Source organism: Rhodophyticola sp. CCM32 (genome assembly GCF_004751985.1).
Lineage (GTDB): Bacteria > Pseudomonadota > Alphaproteobacteria > Rhodobacterales > Rhodobacteraceae > Rhodophyticola.
This window is the reverse complement of record NZ_CP038492.1, coordinates 997,948-1,019,075: the sequence shown is the minus strand read 5'-3', so window position 1 is coordinate 1,019,075 and position 21,128 is coordinate 997,948. Positions and strand designations below refer to the sequence as shown.

General features: G+C 60.3%; 20 protein-coding genes and 1 pseudogene. 4 read left to right on the top strand and 17 right to left on the bottom strand.

The genetic code is table 11. The features are described 5' to 3' along the window. Positions 1 to 8: 8 nt before the first annotated feature. The 4 genes and pseudogenes from tatA to E2K80_RS04990 form a co-directional block, all read right to left on the bottom strand. On the bottom strand, positions 9 to 239 hold the full coding sequence (gene tatA, locus E2K80_RS05005; RefSeq protein WP_135373346.1) for a twin-arginine translocase TatA/TatE family subunit: 231 nt from the start codon (positions 237 to 239) through the stop codon (positions 9 to 11). A 181-nt stretch (positions 240 to 420) separates the two neighbouring features. Next, positions 421 to 1,508 (bottom strand): annotated as a pseudogene (locus tag E2K80_RS05000) (ABC transporter ATP-binding protein). 54 nt (positions 1,509 to 1,562) lie between these two features. Next, complete coding sequence (locus E2K80_RS04995) at positions 1,563 to 2,705, bottom strand: hypothetical protein (RefSeq protein WP_135373344.1); 1,143 nt, start codon at positions 2,703 to 2,705, stop codon at positions 1,563 to 1,565. Beyond that, complete coding sequence (locus tag E2K80_RS04990; protein ID WP_135373342.1) at positions 2,702 to 3,481, bottom strand: SDR family oxidoreductase; 780 nt, start codon at positions 3,479 to 3,481, stop codon at positions 2,702 to 2,704. The genes E2K80_RS04995 and E2K80_RS04990 overlap by 4 nt, the downstream gene beginning before the upstream one ends. Before the next feature lie 126 nt (positions 3,482 to 3,607). On the opposite strand from E2K80_RS04990, the gene E2K80_RS04985 reads away from it, so the two are divergent. Continuing rightward, complete coding sequence (locus E2K80_RS04985; protein ID WP_135373340.1) at positions 3,608 to 4,609, top strand: Hint domain-containing protein; 1,002 nt, start codon at positions 3,608 to 3,610, stop codon at positions 4,607 to 4,609. Positions 4,610 to 4,630: 21 nt separating this feature from the next. Here E2K80_RS04985 and E2K80_RS04980 read toward each other — a convergent pair whose 3' ends face one another. Next, positions 4,631 to 4,999, bottom strand: coding sequence for a SnoaL-like domain-containing protein (locus E2K80_RS04980; RefSeq protein ID WP_135373338.1), 369 nt, complete (start codon positions 4,997 to 4,999; stop codon positions 4,631 to 4,633). A 117-nt stretch (positions 5,000 to 5,116) separates the two neighbouring features. On the opposite strand from E2K80_RS04980, the gene E2K80_RS04975 reads away from it, so the two are divergent. The 3 genes from E2K80_RS04975 to E2K80_RS04965 all read left to right on the top strand — a co-directional run bounded on the left by E2K80_RS04975 (position 5,117) and on the right by E2K80_RS04965 (position 9,082). Further along, a complete protein-coding gene (locus tag E2K80_RS04975; RefSeq protein ID WP_135373336.1) occupies positions 5,117 to 6,724 on the top strand; it encodes a peptide chain release factor 3 in 1,608 nt (535 codons plus the stop codon). 36 nt (positions 6,725 to 6,760) lie between these two features. Beyond that, positions 6,761 to 7,252, top strand: a complete 492-nt coding sequence (locus E2K80_RS04970) for a hypothetical protein (RefSeq protein WP_135373334.1) — start codon at positions 6,761 to 6,763, stop codon at positions 7,250 to 7,252. Positions 7,253 to 7,417: 165 nt separating this feature from the next. Next, on the top strand, positions 7,418 to 9,082 hold the full coding sequence (locus E2K80_RS04965; protein ID WP_135373332.1) for a DEAD/DEAH box helicase: 1,665 nt from the start codon (positions 7,418 to 7,420) through the stop codon (positions 9,080 to 9,082). A 268-nt stretch (positions 9,083 to 9,350) separates the two neighbouring features. On the opposite strand, the gene E2K80_RS04960 is transcribed toward E2K80_RS04965, so the two are convergent. The 12 genes from E2K80_RS04960 to E2K80_RS04905 form a co-directional block, all read right to left on the bottom strand. Further along, entirely contained in the window at positions 9,351 to 11,027 is a 1,677-nt protein-coding gene (locus E2K80_RS04960; RefSeq protein ID WP_135373330.1) for a ribonuclease J, read from the bottom strand. Continuing rightward, positions 11,024 to 11,803 carry a type III pantothenate kinase gene (locus tag E2K80_RS04955; RefSeq protein WP_135373328.1) on the bottom strand — a complete coding sequence of 260 codons (780 nt, stop codon included), beginning with the start codon at positions 11,801 to 11,803 and terminating at the stop codon, positions 11,024 to 11,026. Before E2K80_RS04955 ends, E2K80_RS04960 begins: the two co-directional genes overlap by 4 nt. A 13-nt stretch (positions 11,804 to 11,816) precedes the next feature. Then, a complete protein-coding gene (locus tag E2K80_RS04950; protein WP_274379277.1) occupies positions 11,817 to 12,569 on the bottom strand; it encodes a biotin--[acetyl-CoA-carboxylase] ligase in 753 nt (250 codons plus the stop codon). A 1-nt stretch (position 12,570) separates the two neighbouring features. Further along, complete coding sequence (nuoN, locus tag E2K80_RS04945) at positions 12,571 to 14,013, bottom strand: NADH-quinone oxidoreductase subunit NuoN (protein ID WP_135373324.1); 1,443 nt, start codon at positions 14,011 to 14,013, stop codon at positions 12,571 to 12,573. 9 nt (positions 14,014 to 14,022) lie between these two features. After that, a complete protein-coding gene (locus tag E2K80_RS04940; protein WP_135373322.1) occupies positions 14,023 to 15,570 on the bottom strand; it encodes an NADH-quinone oxidoreductase subunit M in 1,548 nt (515 codons plus the stop codon). 9 nt (positions 15,571 to 15,579) lie between these two features. Then, positions 15,580 to 17,766, bottom strand: coding sequence for an NADH-quinone oxidoreductase subunit L (gene nuoL / locus E2K80_RS04935; protein WP_135373320.1), 2,187 nt, complete (start codon positions 17,764 to 17,766; stop codon positions 15,580 to 15,582). A 6-nt stretch (positions 17,767 to 17,772) separates the two neighbouring features. Beyond that, on the bottom strand, positions 17,773 to 18,081 hold the full coding sequence (nuoK, locus tag E2K80_RS04930) for an NADH-quinone oxidoreductase subunit NuoK (RefSeq protein ID WP_135373318.1): 309 nt from the start codon (positions 18,079 to 18,081) through the stop codon (positions 17,773 to 17,775). A gap of 75 nt (positions 18,082 to 18,156) precedes the next feature. Beyond that, positions 18,157 to 18,765, bottom strand: a complete 609-nt coding sequence (locus E2K80_RS04925; RefSeq protein WP_135376481.1) for an NADH-quinone oxidoreductase subunit J — start codon at positions 18,763 to 18,765, stop codon at positions 18,157 to 18,159. A 9-nt stretch (positions 18,766 to 18,774) separates the two neighbouring features. Further along, on the bottom strand, positions 18,775 to 19,188 hold the full coding sequence (locus E2K80_RS04920) for a carboxymuconolactone decarboxylase family protein (protein ID WP_135373316.1): 414 nt from the start codon (positions 19,186 to 19,188) through the stop codon (positions 18,775 to 18,777). Beyond that, a complete protein-coding gene (gene nuoI, locus E2K80_RS04915; protein WP_135373314.1) occupies positions 19,185 to 19,679 on the bottom strand; it encodes an NADH-quinone oxidoreductase subunit NuoI in 495 nt (164 codons plus the stop codon). Before nuoI ends, E2K80_RS04920 begins: the two co-directional genes overlap by 4 nt. A 1-nt stretch (position 19,680) precedes the next feature. Continuing rightward, positions 19,681 to 20,718 carry an NADH-quinone oxidoreductase subunit NuoH gene (gene nuoH / locus E2K80_RS04910; protein WP_135373312.1) on the bottom strand — a complete coding sequence of 346 codons (1,038 nt, stop codon included), beginning with the start codon at positions 20,716 to 20,718 and terminating at the stop codon, positions 19,681 to 19,683. A 6-nt stretch (positions 20,719 to 20,724) separates the two neighbouring features. Then, positions 20,725 to 21,126: a hypothetical protein gene (locus E2K80_RS04905; RefSeq protein ID WP_135373310.1), complete on the bottom strand. Its 402-nt coding sequence runs from the start codon at positions 21,124 to 21,126 to the stop codon at positions 20,725 to 20,727. Between the last annotated feature and the right edge of the window lie 2 nt (positions 21,127 to 21,128).

The window sequence follows — 21,128 nt, the reverse complement described above, 5'->3', positions numbered from 1 at the left end:
TGCGCCTTTCAGGCGTTGTCACGCTCCCGCTCGGGCGTCACGTCACGTGCAGCCGCCCCGCCATCCTCACTGGTCGACGCATTCTCGATCTCTTCGGTGCTGTCTTTCACACCACGTTTGAACGCGGTGATCCCTTTGCCAACCTCACCCATCAGGTTGGCGATCTTGCCGCGCCCGAACAGAACAAGCACGACAACGGCGATCAAAAGCAGACCGGCAGGTCCGATATTGTTGAGCATGTTTATCTCCCTTGGCGTCTGGCAGGCCAGATCCTGGCCCACACCGCGCAATCACATCTACGATCCATACCTAGGATCATCCGGGGCGGGTTCAAAGCCCCAAAGCCCGTGCCCGGGTTGGTTTTGGGCCGAATTGTCAGCCGGGGCAAGGCATTTCCCCGGTTTCGCCCCGATCAGACGCCTATCTGCGACGCGGGAAGACGAAACACCGGTCGCGGCGGACCGTCAGCCACAGCGCCGTGCCGGGCTTTGGCAGAAACACCGCCGGAACCGTCGCGCGCAACACCTCGCCATTGAAATCCATCCGGAATTCCACAAGGCTTTCATGGCCCATGAACCGCGCCCGTTCGACCACGCCGCGCGCCGGCACCCCATCTTCCGGGGTCGGGTTCGGGCCCCGCCCGCCCCGGTCGAAATCAATCTTCACATGCTGGGGGCGAAAAATGATCTCCACCTCTGAGCTGTCGGGATAACCCGGCGCCAGAAACTGACCAAAGGCCGTGTCGGTCAGCGCCCCGTCGACCCGGCCCCGGATCACATTCACATCGCTGAAAAACGCCGCCGCCGCCTGATCACAGGGCGCATTATAGATGTTATAGGGGGCGCCCTGCTGAACGATCACGCCATCGCGCATCAGGGCGATCTGATCGGCCATGCGCATCGCCTCTTCCGGCTCATGGGTGACCAGAAGAACGGCGGTGCCTTCCTCTTTCAGCAAGTTCAGGGTTTCATCACGGATGCCATCACGAAGACGGTTGTCGAGCCCCGAGAATGGTTCATCCATCAGCATCACCTTGGGACGGGGTGCCAGCGCACGGGCCAGGGCCACCCGCTGCTGTTCACCGCCAGACAGCATATGCGGTGATTTATCCCCATATCCATCCAGATGCACACGGTCCAGCAACTCATTGACCCGCCTCATTTTCTCGGGTTTTCCACCGGTTATCCCAAAGCTGATATTCTGCGCGACGGTCAGATGCGGAAACAGGGCGAAATCCTGAAACATCAACCCGATGCCCCGCGCCTCGGGCGGCAGATGGGTTGTATCATCCGACACCGTGAGGCCATCCACCGCCACCTGCCCCGCGCTTTGCCGTTCCACCCCGGCAATGACCCGCAAGGTGGTGGATTTGCCGCAGCCCGACGGGCCCAGAAGGCACATGATTTCCCCGGGGCCACCCCAAGCGACACATCGCTGACCACCGCGCGCCCATCGAAATGGCACGAGACATGATCGACCTGCAGGCGGAGGGGTGGCGGAAACGTCATGAAAACCCGATCAGTTTCATCGGATTTGGCAGGTAGCAGGGCAGGTAAAGGGTTTCAAGCCTGCCCGGTCTCGCCAGCGGTCAGTGCAAAGCCCATCTCACCCAGTATACGCCCATTGACTTGTGCAGAGATCCGATGCGGGCCCGGATGCAGGGTGAAGGTCGTGGCATTGCCTTTGAAGACATGGGTTTTTGACAGGCGAAGCGGCGCATCAGGTGTAAGAACCGCCTGTTTCAGCTTGAAAACCTTGCAGCTTTCCGCCCCGTTGGGTTTGTGAAACCAGATCAGATAATCCACCAGAACCGGCGTTGCCTCGGCAGCGCTGAGGACAATTTCGATCACCGCCCGGCCGCCGATGGCCACCGGATCGGGGGTAATCGTGATCGCCTCCAGTGTCACCGGCGCATCGGCGCGATAGCCCAGCATCTCCATCGCGCCCGGATGTCCGTCCTTGATCAGCGTTCTGAGCGCATGTTTCGTCATCCAGGCCAGTTCCCTGGCATCCTGCCGGCCCGCCTTTTGCCATTTGCGCAGCCGTTTCAGAACCCGGTCCGGGTCAAGTTTGCTGATATCGTTCAGATGGTTGGCAACCGACCGCGTCACATAGCGTGCCGGGTCTGCATGCAACCGATCCAGAAACCGCAGCGGCACCATCGGGTCCAGCGTGATCGCCTTTGCCCAGGGCAGGCGTGGCCTTGTGCCTTCGCTGACCAGACGGCGCAGATGGTAATTGGAACTGAGGCACCATTGATCCAGCCGGGCAAGGGTTTCCCCGGGCCAGCGGTTCAGAAACGGGCGCAGGTAGAATTCCATCGAAAACCGCTTGGTGGCCGCCTCCAGCAGGTCCAGCGCCCGGTCCCGGTGGTGTTCCAGCCCGTGGCGCACGGCCAGTATGCCCGGCACCGCATGGATGAACCGGCCAAAATCATCATCGGTTTTCGTCGGGTCCAGTTCCGGCGGCATCGCGGCCTCCAGCGCTGCGGCCATGGCGGGGAAATCCTCTGGCAAGCGGGTCTGAAGACAATCCGCGATCCAGTCGAGCCTTTGCATCAGTTCCCGCCCCTGCAGACCCGGCAGCACCTCGGCCAGAAACCCATCGGCGTCGAACCCGGGCAGACCGGCGGCATATTCCGCCGCCAGATCGCCCAGGGACTCTGCGTTAAACAGATGGTCTTTCAGAGAAAACTTCGCACTCATATGGTGAAGTTTGTGCCGCCGCCATCCAGCAGAATATTCTGCCCGACGATAAATCCGGCCTGTTTTGAGCAGAGATAGGCGCACATCTGTCCGAACTCCTGTGCCGTGCCATAGCGCCGTGCCGGGATTGTCGCGATCCGGCGTGTGCGCGCTTCCTCCATGGTGATGCCTTGTGCTTTCGACACGCCACCATCCAGCGCATCGGCGCGGTCGGTCGCATGAATGCCCGGCAGAAGATTATTGATCGTAACACCATGCTGGGCAACCTGTCGCGCCGTGCCTGCCACATAGCCGGTCAATCCGGTCCGGGCCGAATTTGACAGACCAAGTTGCGGGATCGGGGCCTTCACGGATTGCGAGGTGATATTCACCACCCGCCCCCAGCCACGATCGGCCATTCCCGGCATCAATGCGGTCATCAGGGCAATGGGCGCCAGCATATTCGCATCCAGCGCGGCAATGAAATCATCGCGCCCCCAGTCTGACCACAGACCCGGCGGCGGGCCGCCCGCATTGGTGACCAGAATGTCGATCTGGCCCGCAGCCTCCAGCAGCCGGGCGCGGTCATCTTCGCGGCTGACATCTGCGGCAACGGTGGTCACCTCCACCCCATGTGCTGCACGGATCGCCTTCGCTGTCTCCTCCAGCGCATCGACACCGCGCGCATTCATCACAAGATCGCAACCCGCCGCCGCCAGAGCTTCGGCACAGCCACGCCCCAGACCCTTTGATGATGCGCAAACCAGCGCCCGTTTCCCTGCTATTCCCAGATCCATAACACCCTCTTTATTCCATTGGCTTATTCCACTGACGCGACCCAACTCATCCGGCCCGCAAGCCATCGCCGATCTGCCTTGACCGTTGCAACGCCCTGCCTACGCATTTAAGTCAGAGGAGAGATCATGACCAGACGCACCGCACAATTCACCTTTCCCACCTATCCGGCGACAGCCTTCAAAGTCTCTACCGGGGCCCATGAAGGCGACGCGATCGGGTTGATGAAAGATGTGGTGCCGGGGGATTCGTATCGTCTGTCCCGTCAGGTGGCCGCCCGTGATCTGGCAATCTGCGACGGGCCGCAGGGGCAGGAGGTGGCCGATGGGTCCGATATCGGAACGCCCGGTAACAATGTGGTGCTGGATTTATGCCATACCCTTATGGCGCCAGACGGATCCATGGTTGATCTTTTGGTCCTGACCCTCTGGTCTGATGCAAGAACCACGCAACATATCCTGCCGCTGACCCCCCTGCATACCGCCGTTGATTATGAACTGGTCGCCTCGGAAACCGACAGCGTGCCGCGCCGGTTTGCCGATATCGCCAGCGTCAGTTTCATGGCTGGCACCCATCTGACACTGGCCAATGGCAGTCAGAAAACGGTCGAGGAATTGCAGGTCGGCGACAAGATCCTGACCCGCAATAACGGGGCGCAGGGCATCAAGTGGATCGGCCAGCAAACCATGCGCGCCACCGGTGCGCTTGCCCCGATCCGCATCACCGAAGGCACGCTGAACACCGCCCGCGACCTGCGTCTGTCACCCCATCACCGCCTGTTCATCTGGCAGCGCACCGATGAGGTTGGCACCGGGCGGGCGGAACTGATGGTCAAGGCGGGCTATCTGGTGAATGGCGACACGGTGCTGCGCGAGGAAGGCGGCCATGTGGACACTTTTCACATCCTGTTTGACGGCCATGAAATCATCTATGCCGAAGGGATCGCGGTTGAAAGCCTGCTGGTCACCGGCCAGACCCGGGCCACCCTGCCCGAAGATCTGGATATCGCCCTGTCGGAATCCGATCGCCTGAATGCGGCCGAGATCGAAGTGTCACGGGCCGCCCTGGACGGGGAGGATGACGCCGTCGAACGGCTGACCCGGGCCAGCAAGGGGGCCAGCAAAGACTGACACCCCTATAGCTTTTCGGGTTTAATCCGTGCCGAAAAACTCCTCTCTCACGATCTTGCCGCCGGAGACGTGATAGATCGCCAGTTCTTTCATTTTGGTGCGCTCACCGCTTTGCTTATGGGTCGCGTCAATCTCGAAAATCACACCGAATTTGTCGTCACCATGCAAAAACGGCCCCTGCACATCGCCGCCATGCACCTCGAAATTCTCGGCCCACCAGGCGTGTTTGCCCTTGATGGCCTCGATGCCCTGCGCCTCTCGCCCCATGCCCGAGAAATCCGCCGCCTCCACCGAGGCCGCATCGGGGGCATAGTTCTTATCAAGATTGGCTGCTTCATTCTGGGTTTTGCAGGCCTCTACCAACTCATTGGCAATCTGTTCCAGACTCATTGCGTTTCCTTCAATTTGTTCACTCTATGTTCTTTGCATACCCTGAGTCGCATCACAGAGTCACGACAGGGATGCCGATGATTGCGCATAGGCCAAGCCTCGCCTATATCCCGCCCCATGTTGGATAGCCCGAAAAACCGCCCCGATCTTCCGGCCGAGATTGCCCGCCGCCGCACCTTTGCCATCATCTCGCACCCGGATGCGGGCAAGACCACACTGACCGAGAAATTTCTGCTGTATGGCGGGGCGATCCAGATGGCCGGGCAGGTGCGCGCCAAGGGCGAGGCGCGGCGCACACGGTCGGATTTCATGCAGATGGAAAAGGACCGGGGCATTTCGGTTTCCGCCTCGGCCATGTCGTTTGATTTCGGGGAGTACCGGTTCAACCTGGTGGATACGCCCGGCCACTCCGATTTCTCGGAAGACACCTATCGCACGCTGACCGCCGTGGATGCGGCGATTATGGTGATCGACGGGGCGAAAGGCGTGGAAAGCCAGACCCGGAAACTGTTTGAGGTTTGCCGGTTGCGCGACCTTCCGATCTTGACCTTTTGCAACAAGATGGACCGGGAAAGCCGCGATACATTCGATATCATTGATGAAATTCAGGAAAATCTCGCCATAGACGTCACCCCGGCAAGCTGGCCCATCGGCACCGGGCGTGCGTTTCTGGGATGTTATGATCTGATCCGCGACCGGCTGGAGCTGATGGATCGCGCTGATCGGAATGTGGTGGCCGAAAGCATCTCGATCGAGGGGCTGGATGACCCGGTGCTGGCCGATCATGTGCCTGCGGACCTGCTGGAAAAGCTCCGTGAGGAGGTCGAAATGGCGCGCGCATTGCTGCCGCCGCTGGATCGGCAGGCCTTTCTTGACGGCACGCTTTCACCGATCTGGTTCGGGTCGGCAATCAACTCCTTTGGCGTCAGGGAGCTGATGGACGGCATCGCAGGCTATGGGCCGGAGCCGCAGATCCAATCGGCTGAGCCCCGCAAGGTTGCCCCGGAAGAGAGCAAGGTTGCCGGGTTCGTCTTCAAGGTACAGGCCAATATGGACCCCAAGCACCGCGACCGGGTGGCCTTTGTCCGCGTCGCCTCGGGCCATTTCAAACGGGGGATGAAACTGACCCATGTGCGGTCGAAAAAGCCGATGGCGATCAGCAATCCGGTGCTTTTCCTCGCCTCGGACCGGGAACTGGCCGAGGAAGCCTGGGCCGGGGATATCATCGGCATCCCGAACCATGGCCAGTTGCGCATCGGTGATGCCCTGACCGAAGGCGAGGCGCTGCGCTTTACCGGCATTCCCAGTTTCGCACCGGAATTGCTGCAAACCTGCCGCGCGGGCGACCCGATGAAGGCGAAACATCTTGATAAGGCACTGATGCAGTTTGCCGAGGAAGGGGCGGCAAAGATTTTCAAACCCGATATCGGGTCCGGTTTCATTGTCGGCGTTGTGGGCGCGCTGCAATTCGAGGTGCTGGCCAGCCGGATCGAGATGGAATACGGGCTGCCGGTCCGGTTTGAAGCATCGCAATTCACCTCGGCCCGGTGGGTGCATGGGGACAAGGACAAGGTCGATGCCTTCGCTGACGCCAATAAACAGCATATGGCCACCGATAATGACGGCGCCTCGATATATCTGACCCGCCTGCAATGGGATATCGACCGGGTGGGCCGCGATTACCCGGACATTACCTTGAGCGCGACCAAAGAGCTGATGGTTTAACCCCCGATTAACCCTCTGACCCGCAGCATTGCAGCCATGCGGGTTTTCCGGGCTCTTTCCTTTTGCATTCTTGTGACCGCCTGCAATTACGGCGGCACAGGCGGCGCCCTGACCAGTCATGATCTGGGCATGTCCGGCGTCTATTCCCGGCAGGTGCTGATAAGCGATGACATGCATCATGTGCTGATGGGGCATGTGGCCATCGTCACCCGGAATGAGGATGGTGAAACGGAAGCCGGATTGATCATTCATCAACGCCGCGACGGGGTGCATCGGCTGCACTATCGCGCGGCCTGGAGGGACGGGGTTGAGCTGCCCTATACCAGCCTCAGCCACCGTGACAACGGCTGCACCCATGGCCATTGCCTTGATAATGCGGTTGGAATGATCGCGCTGTCCTCCGAAATGATGCGCCATGCGGCGGTCCACGGGTTCCGCGCCCATCTGAGCGGCTGGTCCGGCACAATCGACATCGATGCCCCGCCGGACCTCTTTGTCGAAGCGCTGCACCGTGCGGCGGATATGTAACGCCCGCCGGGCACGCCGCAGCGCGGCATTTGACCTTCGGACAGGATTGCACTATCTGCGCTCTGGATCATGCGGCAGGCGTGTGATCACGCCGCAGAGCGCGCTGATGGATATGCGCTCTATTTTTTGGTCCCGGCCTCTATGGCTGGCGAAATTTGGACGCGTATGACAAAGTTTTCCGATCTCAGCCTTAGCCCCAAGGTTCTCAAAGCCGTTGACGAAGCCGGCTATGAAACCCCGACCCCGATCCAGGAAGGGGCCATTCCCCCGGCCCTTGAAGGGCGTGACGTGTTGGGCATCGCCCAGACCGGCACCGGCAAGACCGCCAGTTTCACCCTGCCGATGATCACCATGCTGGCCCGTGGCCGCGCCCGCGCCCGGATGCCGCGTAGCCTGGTCTTATGCCCGACCCGCGAACTGGCCGCCCAGGTGGCCGAGAATTTCGACACCTATGCAAAACATGTGAAACTGACCAAGGCACTGCTGATCGGCGGGGTCAGCTTCAAGGAGCAGGATCAGCTGATCGACCGGGGTGTGGATGTTCTGATCGCCACACCGGGCCGCCTGCTTGACCATTTCGAACGCGGCAAGCTGTTGCTGACCGGCGTGCAGATCATGGTGGTGGATGAGGCTGACCGGATGCTCGATATGGGGTTCATCCCTGATATCGAACGGATTTTCGGGCTTGTGCCCTTCACCCGCCAGACCCTGTTTTTCTCGGCCACCATGGCGTCCGAGATTGAGCGGATCACCAACACCTTTCTCAGCAACCCCGCCAAGATCGAGGTTGCCCGCCAGTCCAGCGCGTCGGACACGATCGAACAGGTGATGGTCAGCTTCCGCCCTACCCGCCGCGATATGGCCGCGAAACAGAAACGCGACATGCTGCGCGCGGTGATCGAGGGCGAAGGCGAGGCTTGCACGAATGCGATCATCTTCTGCAATCGCAAGGTTGATGTGGATATCGTGGCGAAATCGCTGAAAAAACACGGGCTGAATGCAGAACCGATCCATGGCGATCTGGATCAGTCACAGCGGATGCGCACGCTGGACGGGTTTCGCGATGGCACGATCCGGTTTCTGGTGGCTTCCGACGTGGCCGCGCGTGGCCTCGACATCCCGAATGTCAGCCATGTGCTGAACTATGACGTGCCCAGCCATGCCGAGGATTATGTCCACCGGATCGGGCGCACCGGCCGCGCCGGGCGCAAGGGCAAAACGATCATGTTGCATGTCCCGTCAGATGACAAATATCTGGGCGCCATTGAAACCCTGATCGGCACATCAATCCCCCGCACAGACCCGCCGATCCAGATCGGCAGCACGGCGAAAGACGCGGGGCCCGCAGAAAGCGGCGACAAGCCCGAACGCAAACCGCGCCGCAGCCGTCGGGACGACCGGCAGGAGCAGGACACGAAACCTGCGGAAACCGCTGCCAGTGAAGAGGCTGCAACACCGCATGGGCGCGCGAACGGTGCTGACCGCAGCACCCGCAATGAGCGCAGTGGTGGCCGAGGTCGCGGCGGACGTGACCGGGGGGATCGTGGCGGCAATTCTGTAGTCGGCATGGGCGATCACATGCCTGATTTCATCTCGCTCAGCTTTGACGAACGCCGGGGCGGCCCGGCCCGGCCCGATCAGGATGAGACAGTCTCGAACACACCCGAACCAGCACCTGCTGAGGCAGAGGCAGACGCAACGGATGCACAGGCGCCTGATACACCCGCAGAACCCGTGGCCGAGGAAAAGCCCAAACCCAAACGCCGGCGGGTCAAAAAGGTGAAAGAGACCGAGACCACAGCCGAGACCAGCAGCGAAGACGCAACCTGAAGCGTTTCGGCTAAGCCTTGGATCGAAAAAAGCGGCCTCTCGCCTTTGGCCCGAACGCGTTTTCGATACCGTCTGTTTTATAGCGTTTCGACTTTACATTGAAGCAGTAGAACGGCTTTCGCGTTTGAGCCAAAGGCGAAAGGCAGCGAAAGGCGTTTCAACAGTAAGTCGAAACGCTTTAGGGTAAACCCGAAAAGCTACAACATCCGGCGCGGTTGAAAAGCCGCTCCTTATAGCACTTCCAGCCATGATGCCGGGCGGATCGGTCTTATTCCGCCATCAGGCGGCTGACCAGCACGCTGACCTCGGGTTTCTTGCCAATCTCACTGACACAGACCTGCCGGGCGGCGCGTTTGATCGCCTCTTCCAGCTTGTCATCATCGCCCACGGTCCGGTCATCCAGACGTGGTAACAGCCCGGACAGATCATCCTCGATCATCTCGGCCAGATCCGCCCCGTTATTGGCCAGTTCCGGCAGGCCCCGCAGGGCGACCCAGCTATCCTCCAGCACCTGATCGTTTTCATCCACAATCAGCGCCACGATCACCAGCCCGTTGATCGCCAGTTTCATACGGTCGCGGATCACGCCGTCAAAGGCGCCCACCAGCGCGCTGCCATCCAGATAGGTGCGCGCCACCTCGATATGTTCCACCACCCCGGGCCGGTTGCCTGACAATTCCACCATCGTCCCGTTGGGGGCCACAATGCCCTCAAGGCCCTTTTCCAGCGCCACCCTTGCATGTTCCCGCAGATGACGGAATTCGCCATGGTTCGGCAACAGGATTTGCGGGCGCACAAGATCATGCATCGCCTCCAGATCCGGGCGGTTGGCATGGCCGGACACATGGAAAAAGCCGGAATTTTCATCCACGACCTGCACACCCTTTTCGGCCAGCGCATTCTGGATATAGCCAACCGACACTTCGTTTCCGGGGATGGTTTTGGACGAGAAGAGGAACATATCGCCCTCGGCCAGTTCATGGCCCAGATATTTCCCCCGCGACAGGGCGGCAGAGGCCGCCCGGCGCTCCCCCTGGCTGCCGGTCACGATCAGCATCAGGTTTTCCCGTGGAATATCAGAGGCTTCCTCGGGGCTGACCGTTGACGGGAAATCCGTCAACACGCCGGTTTCCACCCCGGCGGTCACCATGCGTTTCATCGCGCGGCCCATCAGGCAGATGGTGCGGCCATTGGCCTGCCCCGCTTCGGCCAGGGTTTTCAGCCGGGCGATGTTGGAGGCGAATGTGGTGGCCACAACCATGCCTTTGGCGCCCGCGATCAGCGCGCCGATCGGGTCGGGCAACTGGCTTTCACTGCGGCCGGGATTGCGGTTGAACACATTGGTGCTGTCACAGATCAGCGCCCGCACCCCATCCTTGCCGACCTCGCGCCACATCGCCTCGTCAAACGGTTCCCCGACCACGGGCTGATGGTCGATCTTGAAATCCCCGGAATGCACGATCCGCCCCCCGGGCGTGTCAATCACCAGGGCCGAGGCTTCGGGGATAGAATGGGAGATCGGGGCGAACTGCACGCGGAACGGCCCCGCCTCAACCGTCTCGGGATAGGCTTCGACCACCTGCACCATATCCGGGTCCTGCCCGGCATCCTCCATCTTCCGGCGGGCATGCCAGGCGGTGAAGACACGGGCATAGACCGGCGCTTTCAACTGCGACCAGAGATGGCCCACCGCGCCCACATGATCCTCATGGGCGTGGGTGATGAAAATCCCGTCCAGCCGGTCGGCACGTTCCGCAAGCCAGGCGATATCGGGCAGGATCAGATCAACCCCCGGCTGGCCATCCATATCCGGGAACGCCACCCCCATATCCACCAGAATGAACCGTTCCGCCCCTTCCGGCCCATAGCCATAGAGATAGCAGTTCATCCCGATCTCCCCCGCGCCACCGAGAGGGAGGTAGATCAGCCTTGCGCGATCGCTCATATGCTGCCCTGGTCCTTGTTATATGTGTATATGACCGTCAGGCCATGCATGGTGAGGTCATCTTCGATCAGGTCAAATAACACATCCCCGGTGGAGAACAACGGCGCAAGCCCGCCGGTGCCCACAACCCGCATGGGCCGGTCATATTCGCCACGAATCCGTTCGAGTATGCCGCGCACAAGGCCCACATAGCCCCAGAAGATACCCGATTGGATGCAGGCCACCGTATTGGTGCCGATCACCATCTGCGGCCGGGTGATATCAACATGGGGCAAGGCTGCGGCCCCCTGATGCAGGGCCTCAAGGCTCAGGTTCACGCCGGGCGCGATGACCCCGCCCAGATAGGCACCATCCTGGGCCACCACATCGAAATTGGTCGCGGTGCCGAAATCGACGACAACCACATCCCCGCCGTGACGGTCAAAGGCGGCGGCGGCATTGGCCAGCCGGTCGGGGCCCGGGCGCACGCCCTCCTCCACCCTTGGCGGGACGGGCAGCAGGCAATCGGGTTTGCCCACCACCAGCGGCCGTGTCTCGAAATACCGGTCGCAAAGCACACGCAGGTTGAACACCACGCGCGGCACGGTGGAGGCGATGATGCAATCGGTGATCTCCACATCCAGTTTCTGGTTCTGCATCAGGGTCGAGAACCAGACGAAATACTGATCCGCCGTGCGCTGATGTTCCGTCGAGGTGCGGAAGGTGGCCAGAAACTGCCGCCCATCCCAGACCGAGAAAACCGTGTTGGTGTTGCCGCAATCAATGCAGAGAAGCATCTGTTCGCTCCTGTCAGAAATAGATCTCGGCCGCCGGGATCGCCCGGCGGCCCTTGGGGGTCTCTAGGACAAGGTTACCTGTCTCGTCCACCGTGTCGAACACGCCGGTGATCTCATCCTGCGCGGTACGCGCGGTGATAGCCTCGCCCAGACGCGCCGCATGGGCCAGCCATTCGGTGCGGATCGGGGCAAACCCATAGGTGATGAACTGCGCCTCGATCCGGGCGAAGGCGCTGGCCAGAAGGGTCAGAAACGGCTCCGGCGTGATCTCGATACCGGTATCCGCTTTCAGGCTCACCGGTGGGGTGGCACGGGGTTCGACATCGGATGGGTCAGGGGCCGCGGCCAGATTGACCCCGATACCGATCACCAGATGCGACAGCCCCCTGCCCGCCCCATGGCTTTCCAGCAGGATACCCGCCACCTTGCCGCCATTCAGCAGCACATCATTGGGCCATTTCAGGCTGATTGCCTGATCGGCGGCGCCTGCGGCCAGAAACGCCTCCCTGAGCGCGAGCGAGGCCACGAAGGACCGCAAAGCCGCCTCTGCCGGGCCACCACCCTCGGGGCGCATCACAAGTGAGGCTGCGAAATTCCCCTCAAGCATCACCCAATGCCGCCCGCGACGGCCTTTGGCCGCGGTTTGGGACAGGGCCAGAACCCATTCAGGCCCGGCAAGGGTGGGCGCCAGCCGCGCGGCTTCGGCCATTGTGCTGTCCGTCTCGGCCAGCCTCCGGCGGCCAATGCCGTCCGGCCAGTCTGGGATTTTAACGGACAAGTGTTGCAGCAGCGGCTTCGGCCAGACCATCAATGCCGAACAGGTTGATCACCCCAAGCAGCATGATCGCCGCTGACACCATCAGACCGGCCCAGGGCAGCGGCCCCATTTTGCCATCCAGCCCGTCAACCTCTTCCCCGAAATACATGAAATAGACGATGCGCAGGTAATAGAACGCCCCGATCACCGAGGCGATCACACCGGCCACCGCCAGCCAGATCAGCCCCGCATCCACCGCCGCCAGAAGCACGGCGTATTTCCCGAAAAAGCCCAGAAGCGGCGGCACACCCGCAAGGCTGAACATCAGCAGCAGCAGCGCCAGCGCCTTCAGCGGCTCTTTCGCCGAGAAATTCTTGAGCGCCGAGATATCAGTGACCGGGTGGCCGTCTTTCTCCATCGTCAGGATGAAGGCGAAGCTGCCGACATTCATCGTCACATAGATCGCCATATAGACCAGCATGGCGGTCACGCCCTGTTCGGTGCCCGCCGCTAGACCCATCAGCGCAAACCCCATATGCGAGATCGAGGAATAGGCCATCAGGCGTTTGATATCGGTCTGGCCGATGGCCGCGATGGCGCCCAGGAACATCGACAGAACCGCCAGTGCCGCCAGAACCTGCTGCCAGTCGGCCACCGCATTGCCAAAGGCGTCATGCATCACCCGCGCGAACAGCGCCATCGCCGCGACCTTGGGCGCGGTCGCAAACAGCGCCGTCACCGCCGTGGGGGAGCCTTCATAGACATCCGGCGCCCACATATGGAACGGCACGGCGGAAATCTTGAACGCAAGCCCGGTGATCAGGAACACAAGACCGATCAGCAGGCCGATCGGCAATTCGCCATCCATGGCCGTCTCGATAATACCGGAAAACAGCGTGGTGCCTGCAAAACCATAGATCAGCGATGCCCCATAAAGCAGCAGGCCGGAAGACAAGGCGCCAAGAATGAAATATTTCAGCCCCGCCTCGGTCGACCGCACACTGTCACGACGCAGGGCTGCGATCACGTAAAGCGACAGGGATTGCAGCTCCAACCCCATATAAAGGGCCATCAGATCGCCTGCCGAGACCATGACCATCATGCCGATGACCGCAAGTGTGACCAGAATTGGAAACTCGAACCGAAGCAGATCGGACTTCGCCATGTAATCATGACTGATCAGCAAGACCGCGGCGGCGGCCAGAAGGATGGCGCATTTGGCAAACCGCGCAAAGCCGTCCGCAATGAACATACCGTCAAAGGCGATGCGCGTGCCGGACCCGCCGCTGACCCCGATATAGAAGGCCATGGCCACGAACAGCAGCGCCGTGACATAGGTCAGCATCGAGGCCAGCCCGTCCTTGCGGGTATAGACCGCTGCCAGAAGCCCGGCCATCGCATAGATGGCCAGAACGATCTCGGGGATCAGAATGGACAGATCCGTACCGATCATGGCGTTACCTCAATGGCTGGCGACTTGCGCATCGGGCACGTGATGTACCAGCGCAAAATCGTAATTGGTCAAAAGCATCTCGACCGAGGGGCCGATGATATCGGTCACAAGGCTGGGATAGACGCCCAACAGAAGGGTCATGACGATCAGGGGCGCAAAAATCGCGCGCTCGCGACCTGTCATATCGGTGATGGATTTCAGGCTCTCCTTGATCAGATCGCCGAACACCACCCGGCGGTAAAGCCAGAGCGCATAGCCCGCCGACAGGATCACACCGGTTGCGGCCAGAACCCCGATCCAGGTGTTGACCTGAAAGACGCCGATCAGCGTCAGGAATTCGCCGACAAAACCCGAGGTGCCGGGCAGGCCCACATTGGCCATGGTGAACAGCATGAAGACCGCCGCATAGGCCGGCATCCGGGTGACCAGCCCGCCATAGGCGGTGATCTCCCGGGTGTGCATCCGGTCATAGATCACACCCACGCACAGAAACAGCGCGCCCGAGACAAAGCCGTGGCTGATCATCTGGAAAATCGCCCCGTCGACACCCTGTTGATTGGCCGCGAAGATGCCCATGGTGACAAAGCCCATATGGGCGACCGAGGAATAGGCGATCAGCTTTTTCATATCCTCCTGCACCATCGCCACCAGCGAGGTGTAGATGATGGCAATGACCGACAGCCACATGACAAACGGCGCCATGATGTCGGACGCCACCGGGAACATCGGCAGCGAGAAGCGCAGAAACCCGTAGCCACCCATTTTCAGCAGGATCGCCGCCAGCACGACAGACCCCGCCGTGGGCGCCTGCACATGGGCATCGGGCAGCCAGGTATGGACCGGCCACATCGGCATCTTCACCGCGAATGAGGCGAAGAAGGCCAGCCAGAGCAGCATCTGCATGCCGCCTGCAATCTGCCAGCCAAGCAGGGTGATCGGCCCGGCACTGAACTGATGGGTCAGCAGGGTCGCGATATCCGTGGTGCCCGCATCCACATACATCGCGATCATCGCGACCAGCATCAGAACCGAGCCGAGGAAGGTATAGAGAAAGAACTTGAAGCTCGCATAGATCCGGTTCTTGCCACCCCAGATACCGATGATCAGGAACATCGGGATCAGCCCCGCCTCGAAGAACAGATAGAACAGCACCAGATCCAGCGCCACGAAAACACCGATCATCAGCGTTTCCAGGATCAGCAGCGCGATCATGTATTCCTTGACCCGGTGCGTCACATCCCAGCAGGCGGCGATGACAAGCGGCATCAGGAAGGTTGTCAGCATCACGAACAACACGCTGATCCCGTCCACGCCCAGCTTATAGGTCAGGCCGAACAGCCAGTCATGTTCCTCGACCAGTTGAAACCCGGTCTCACCGGCGTCGAATTCCCAGAGGATGGACAAAGACAGCAAAAAGGTCGCACCAGTGGCCAGAAGGGCCAGCCATTTGGCATTTGATTGCGCCGCGTCATCATCCCCGCGCAGGAACAACGCCATGATCAGCGCCGCCACCAGGGGGATGAAGGTCACAACGGAAAGAAGGGAATTGAAATCCATACTGCTCTCTTAACCCCCGACCGACAGGGAGGCCCAGGTGATCAGGATCACGATCCCCAGGACCATCGCAAAGGCATAATGGAAGATATAACCTGACTGGGCCCGCCCGGCGAGCCGGGTAAAGAAGGGGATGATCCCCATCGCCAGCCCGTTGATGCCGCCATCAATCACATCGCCATCGCCGCGTTTCCACAGGAACCGGCCCAGCCACCGGGCAGGGCGGACAAAGACGGCGTCATAGATTTCGTCAAAATACCATTTGTTCAGCAGGAACAGATAAAGCGGGCGCATGACCTCGGCCCATCTGCCCGGAAGGCCCGGGGCCACCAGATAGAACTGAATCGCCACAACCAGCCCGGCAATCATCGCAATGAAGGGGGAAAGTTTCACCCATTTCGGCACTTCATGGGCCATGTTCATCACGGTGTTATCGGGCGCCATATGGATCGCCCCTTCCCCCGGCGCGCCGGTGAAGACATAGTGATGCTCCCCCTCTTCGCCATGGCCAGAATCTTCGCCATGGGCGGCCTCAGCGGCATGGGCATCAGCCTCCCCATCATGGGGGGCCTCAGAAGACGCATCCGCATGGCTGTCCTCCGCGCCATGGCTGTCCTGTGCCGCGCCATGCGCATCCTCTTCCCCGTGATGCCCGGCCTCGGCGTAAGAGACACCAAAGAACTCCGCCACATGATCGGTATGGCCGAAAAAGCTGTTATACCAGACAAAGCCCGAGAATGTGGCCCCAAGGGCCAGCACCCCAAGCGGGGCCAGCATGGTCCAGGGGCTTTCATGGGCATGGTCATGGGTATGTTTGTCACCCCGCGCCGTGCCGAAGAAAGTCATGAAGATCAGCCGCCAGCTATAGAAACTGGTGAAGGCCGCCGCGATCACCAGCATCCAGAACGCATAGGCGCCAAGCCCGTCGCCAAAGGCAAAGGCGCTTTCGATCACAGCATCTTTCGAGAAGAACCCGGCAAAACCGATATGGGTCAGCGGAATGCCCACACCGGTGATTGCCAGCGTACCCACCAGCATGGCGGCAAAGGTATAGGGAATCTTTTTCCGCAACCCCCCGTAGTTCCGCATATCCTGTTCATGATGCATCGCATGAATGACCGAACCTGCGCCCAGAAACAGCATCGCCTTGAAAAACGCATGGGTCAGCAGGTGGAACATGGCCACCGAATAGACGCCGACACCCGCCGCCACGAACATATAGCCCAGTTGCGAGCAGGTCGAATAGGCGATCACCCGTTTGATATCATTCTGCACAAGCCCGATTGTGGCCGCGAAAAACGCCGTGGCGGCCCCCAGAATGATGATGAAATTCGTCGCGAACGGCGCGTATTCCAGAATGGGCGACATCCGGCAGACCAGAAACACACCCGCAGTGACCATGGTGGCCGCGTGGATCAGGGCGGAAACCGGTGTCGGGCCCTCCATCGCGTCGGGCAGCCAGGTGTGCAGGAACAGTTGCGCCGATTTCCCCATCGCGCCGATAAACAGCAGCATGCCAATCGTGTTGGCCGCGTTCACCTCATAGCCCAGAAACCCGAATGTGGTTTCCGCCAGTTCCGGCCCCTTGGACAGGATCACATCGAAACTGATGCTGTCGGCCATCCAGAACAGCGCGAAAATACCCAGCAGGAAGCCGAAATCCCCGACCCGGTTGACGATAAACGCTTTCATCGCCGCCGCCCCGGCAGAGGGTTTGCGATAATAGAATCCGATCAAAAGATAGGAGGCGACACCCACCCCTTCCCAGCCGAAGAACAGCTGAAGCAGGTTGTCAGCGGTCACCAGCATCAGCATCGTGAAGGTGAAGAAGGACAGATAGGCAAAGAACCGGGGGCGATAGCTTTCCCCCTCTTTGAAATGATCGTCATGGGCCATGTAGCCAAAGCTGTAGAGATGGACCAGGGCCGACACCGTGGTGATCACGATCAGCATGATCGCGGTCAGACGGTCGATGCGAATGGCCCAGTCGACGGCCAGTGAGCCGCTTTCGATCCAGGCAAAAAGCGGGTGAATGACGGTTTCCCCGTCAAAGCCCAGAAACACGATCCAGCTTAGCAGGCAGGATGCGAACAAAAAAACGGTCGCGGTGATGCAGGCCCCCTGCTCTCCGATCAGGCGCCAGGAAAACCCGCAGATCAGGGCCCCGACCAGTGGCGCGAATAAAAGGATCGTTTCCATGGCGCGCTAGCCCTTCATCACATTGACATCTTCCACCGCAATCGTGCCGCGGTTGCGGAAGAAACAGACCAGAATGGCCAAGCCGATGGCGGCCTCGGCGGCGGCAACGGTCAGCACGAACAGGGTGAAGATCTGGCCGGTCTGATCACCCAGAAAGCTGGAAAACGCGATGAAGTTGATATTCACCGACAACAGCACCAGTTCGATCGACATCAGAATGATGATGACGTTCTTGCGGTTCAGGAAAATCCCGAAAATGCCGATGACGAACAGCGCGGCGGCCACTGTCAGGTAATGTTCCAGTCCGATACTCATCTCGTCCCTCCGGGGCGCATCGCTCGACCCCAAATGTTCATTCAGCTTTGCCGCTTATGGGCGGCAGGCGAGGTCTTACAACCCCTGCCCCGGTTTCACGTCTTTGAGTTCCATCGCCTTGGCCGGGTCGCGCATCATCTGGGCGATCACGTTCTGGCGCTTGATGTCCTGACGGTGGCGCAGTGTCAGCACAATCGCCCCGATCATCGCCACCAGCAGGATCAGACCGGCCAGCTGGAACAGCAGGAAATACTTGTCATAGAGCAGAAGCCCCAAAGCCCGGGCGTTATGAACCTCGTCCATCGGCGGGATCGGATTGCCCAGCCGCGCGTCGATCCCGTCAGAAAACTGCCAGGTGCCAAAAGCCATCGTAAGCTGCATCAGCAGCACAACACCGATCAGCCCGGCAAGCGGCACATATTTTGCCATTTCCGCCTTCAACTCGGCGAAATCCACATCCAGCATCATCACCACGAACAGGAACAACACCGCCACCGCGCCCACATAGACGATGATCAGCAGCATCGCGACAAATTCGGCCCCCAACAGCACGAACAGACCGGCCGAGGACAAAAAGCACAGGATCAGCCACAAGACCGAATGCACCGGATTGCGTGACACCACGACGAAAAGCGCGGCCGTCACAACCGTGATCGCAAAGACATAGAAGGTGAAATCGGCAATGCCCATGGGTTATTCCTCAGCCTCGTCGATGGCGGATTTGGCCCATTCCATCGCCTTGTTCATCGCGGGCACACCGGCAAAGACCGCTGCGTGACCGATGGTCTCGGCAATCTCCTGCTTGCTGGCCCCGGCCTCGACCGCGTGGCGCACGGTCAGGCGGATCTGCGGCTCGGCCACGGCGCCCTGAATGGTCAGGCCCTGCAAGGTCAGCAGCAGCCGGGTTTTCGCATCCAGCCCGTCGGGGTTGAACTGCTTGCCCCAGAACGCCTCCAGCACCTCGGAGGGGATCGTGGGCCAGATTTTGTCAAAGCCCTGGGGTGTGAAATGCGCCATGGCCGGATTCATCGCCTTGACCCAATCCTGGGCCATTTCCTGGGTCTGGGCGAACATCGCCTCGAACGGGTTTGGGGGGCTGTCACTCATCTGTAGGGCGCATCCAGTTCCAGATTGCGGGCAATCTCGGCTTCCCATCGCTCGCCGTTTTCCAGAAGCCTGGCCTTGTCATAGAACAATTCTTCCCGGGTCTCGGTGGCGAATTCGAAATTCGGCCCCTCGACGATGGCATCCACCGGGCAGGCTTCCTGGCAGAACCCGCAATAGATGCATTTGGTCATGTCGATGTCATAGCGCGTGGTCCGGCGGCTGCCGTCTTCGCGCGGCTCCGCGTCGATGGTGATGGCCTGCGCCGGGCAGATCGCCTCACACAATTTGCAGGCGATGCAGCGTTCTTCGCCATTGGGATAGCGGCGCAGCGCGTGTTCACCGCGGAAACGCGGGGAAAGCGGGCCCTTTTCATGGGGGTAGTTCAGCGTGGCCTTGGGGGCGAAGAAATACTTCATCCCCAGTTTGAAGCCTTTGAAGAAATCCACCAGCAGGAAGTATTTGGCCGCGCGGGTATAGTCGATCTGGGTCACATTAGCCTCCAATCGCCCAACGGGCATAGAAACTGCCAAACACTTCGAATTTCGCCATGAAAGCCACGAACACCACCCAGAACAGGCTGAACGGCAGGAACACTTTCCACCCCAGGCGCATCAGCTGATCATAGCGGTAGCGTGGCGTGATCGCCTTCACCATCGCAAATAGGAAGAAGAAAAAGCTCATCTTCGCAACCATCCACAGCGCCCCGTCGGGCAGGCCCGGGATCGGGCTGAGCCAGCCACCGAAGAACAACAGCGTGATCAGTGCGCACATCAGGAAGATCGCGATATATTCACCGGCCATGAACAACAGGAAGGGTGTGGCGGAATATTCCACCTGATAGCCCGCAACCAGTTCCGATTCCGCCTCGGGCAGATCGAAGGGCGGGCGGTTGGTTTCCGCCAGAGAGCTGATGAAGAACAGGAACACCATCGGCAGATGCGGCAGCCAGTACCAGTTGAAGAACCCGGCAGCGCCATCCTGCGCCCGCACGATATCCCCGAAATTGAGCGACCCCGTGGTGATGATCACCCCGATGATGATCAGCCCGATCGACACCTCATAGGAAATCATCTGCGCGGCAGAGCGGAGCGAGCCCAGAAACGGGTATTTCGAGTTCGAGGCCCAGCCCCCCATGATCACGCCATACACCTCAAGCGAGGACATGGCGAAGACATAGAGAATGGCAATGTTCAGATCCGCCAGAACCCAACTGTCATTGAAAGGGATCACCGCCCAGGCCAGAATCGCCAGCACGAAAGAGGTCATCGGCGCCAGCATGAAAACGGCCTTGTCCGCCCCGGCGGGCACCACCACTTCCTTGACGATGTATTTCAGCGCATCGGCCACCGATTGCAGCAACCCGAAAGCGCCCACCACATTGGGGCCCCGGCGCATCTGCACAGCGGCCCAGATCTTGCGGTCGCCATAGACCAGGAACAGCAGCGAGATCATCACGAAACCGATGATCAAAAGGCTTTGCGCAGCCATGATCAGAATGATGCCAGGAGTGGTAGAAAAGAAGCCGTCCATTGGTCCTCACACCGTCGGTATACCTTGCTCGGCGCAGGCCGCTGCCACCACTTCGGCGTCAAGCGTCTGCAACCCTCGCGGGAGCGCCGGTGAGATGGTGTAAACCGCATCTCCACGCCAAACGCCACCCTCTTCCTGCACATTTGTGCGCACATGTCGCGCAAAACCATAGCCCCGGATCAGGGCATATTGCGCTGCGGCACATTTGGCATAATCCTCAACATCCGCCCGGGTTGCCATGCCGGTCATCTGTACATGAAAGTTCACCAGATCGTCATCCAGCAACCGGGTCTCGACCCCGTCATAGAATGCCGCCCGGTTCGGGTCGTCGACCGGAAAACTGCTGACGCATCCCGCCAGCCCGCAACAGGCGACAAAACCCGACAGAGGAAGACAGCGGCGGTTCATGC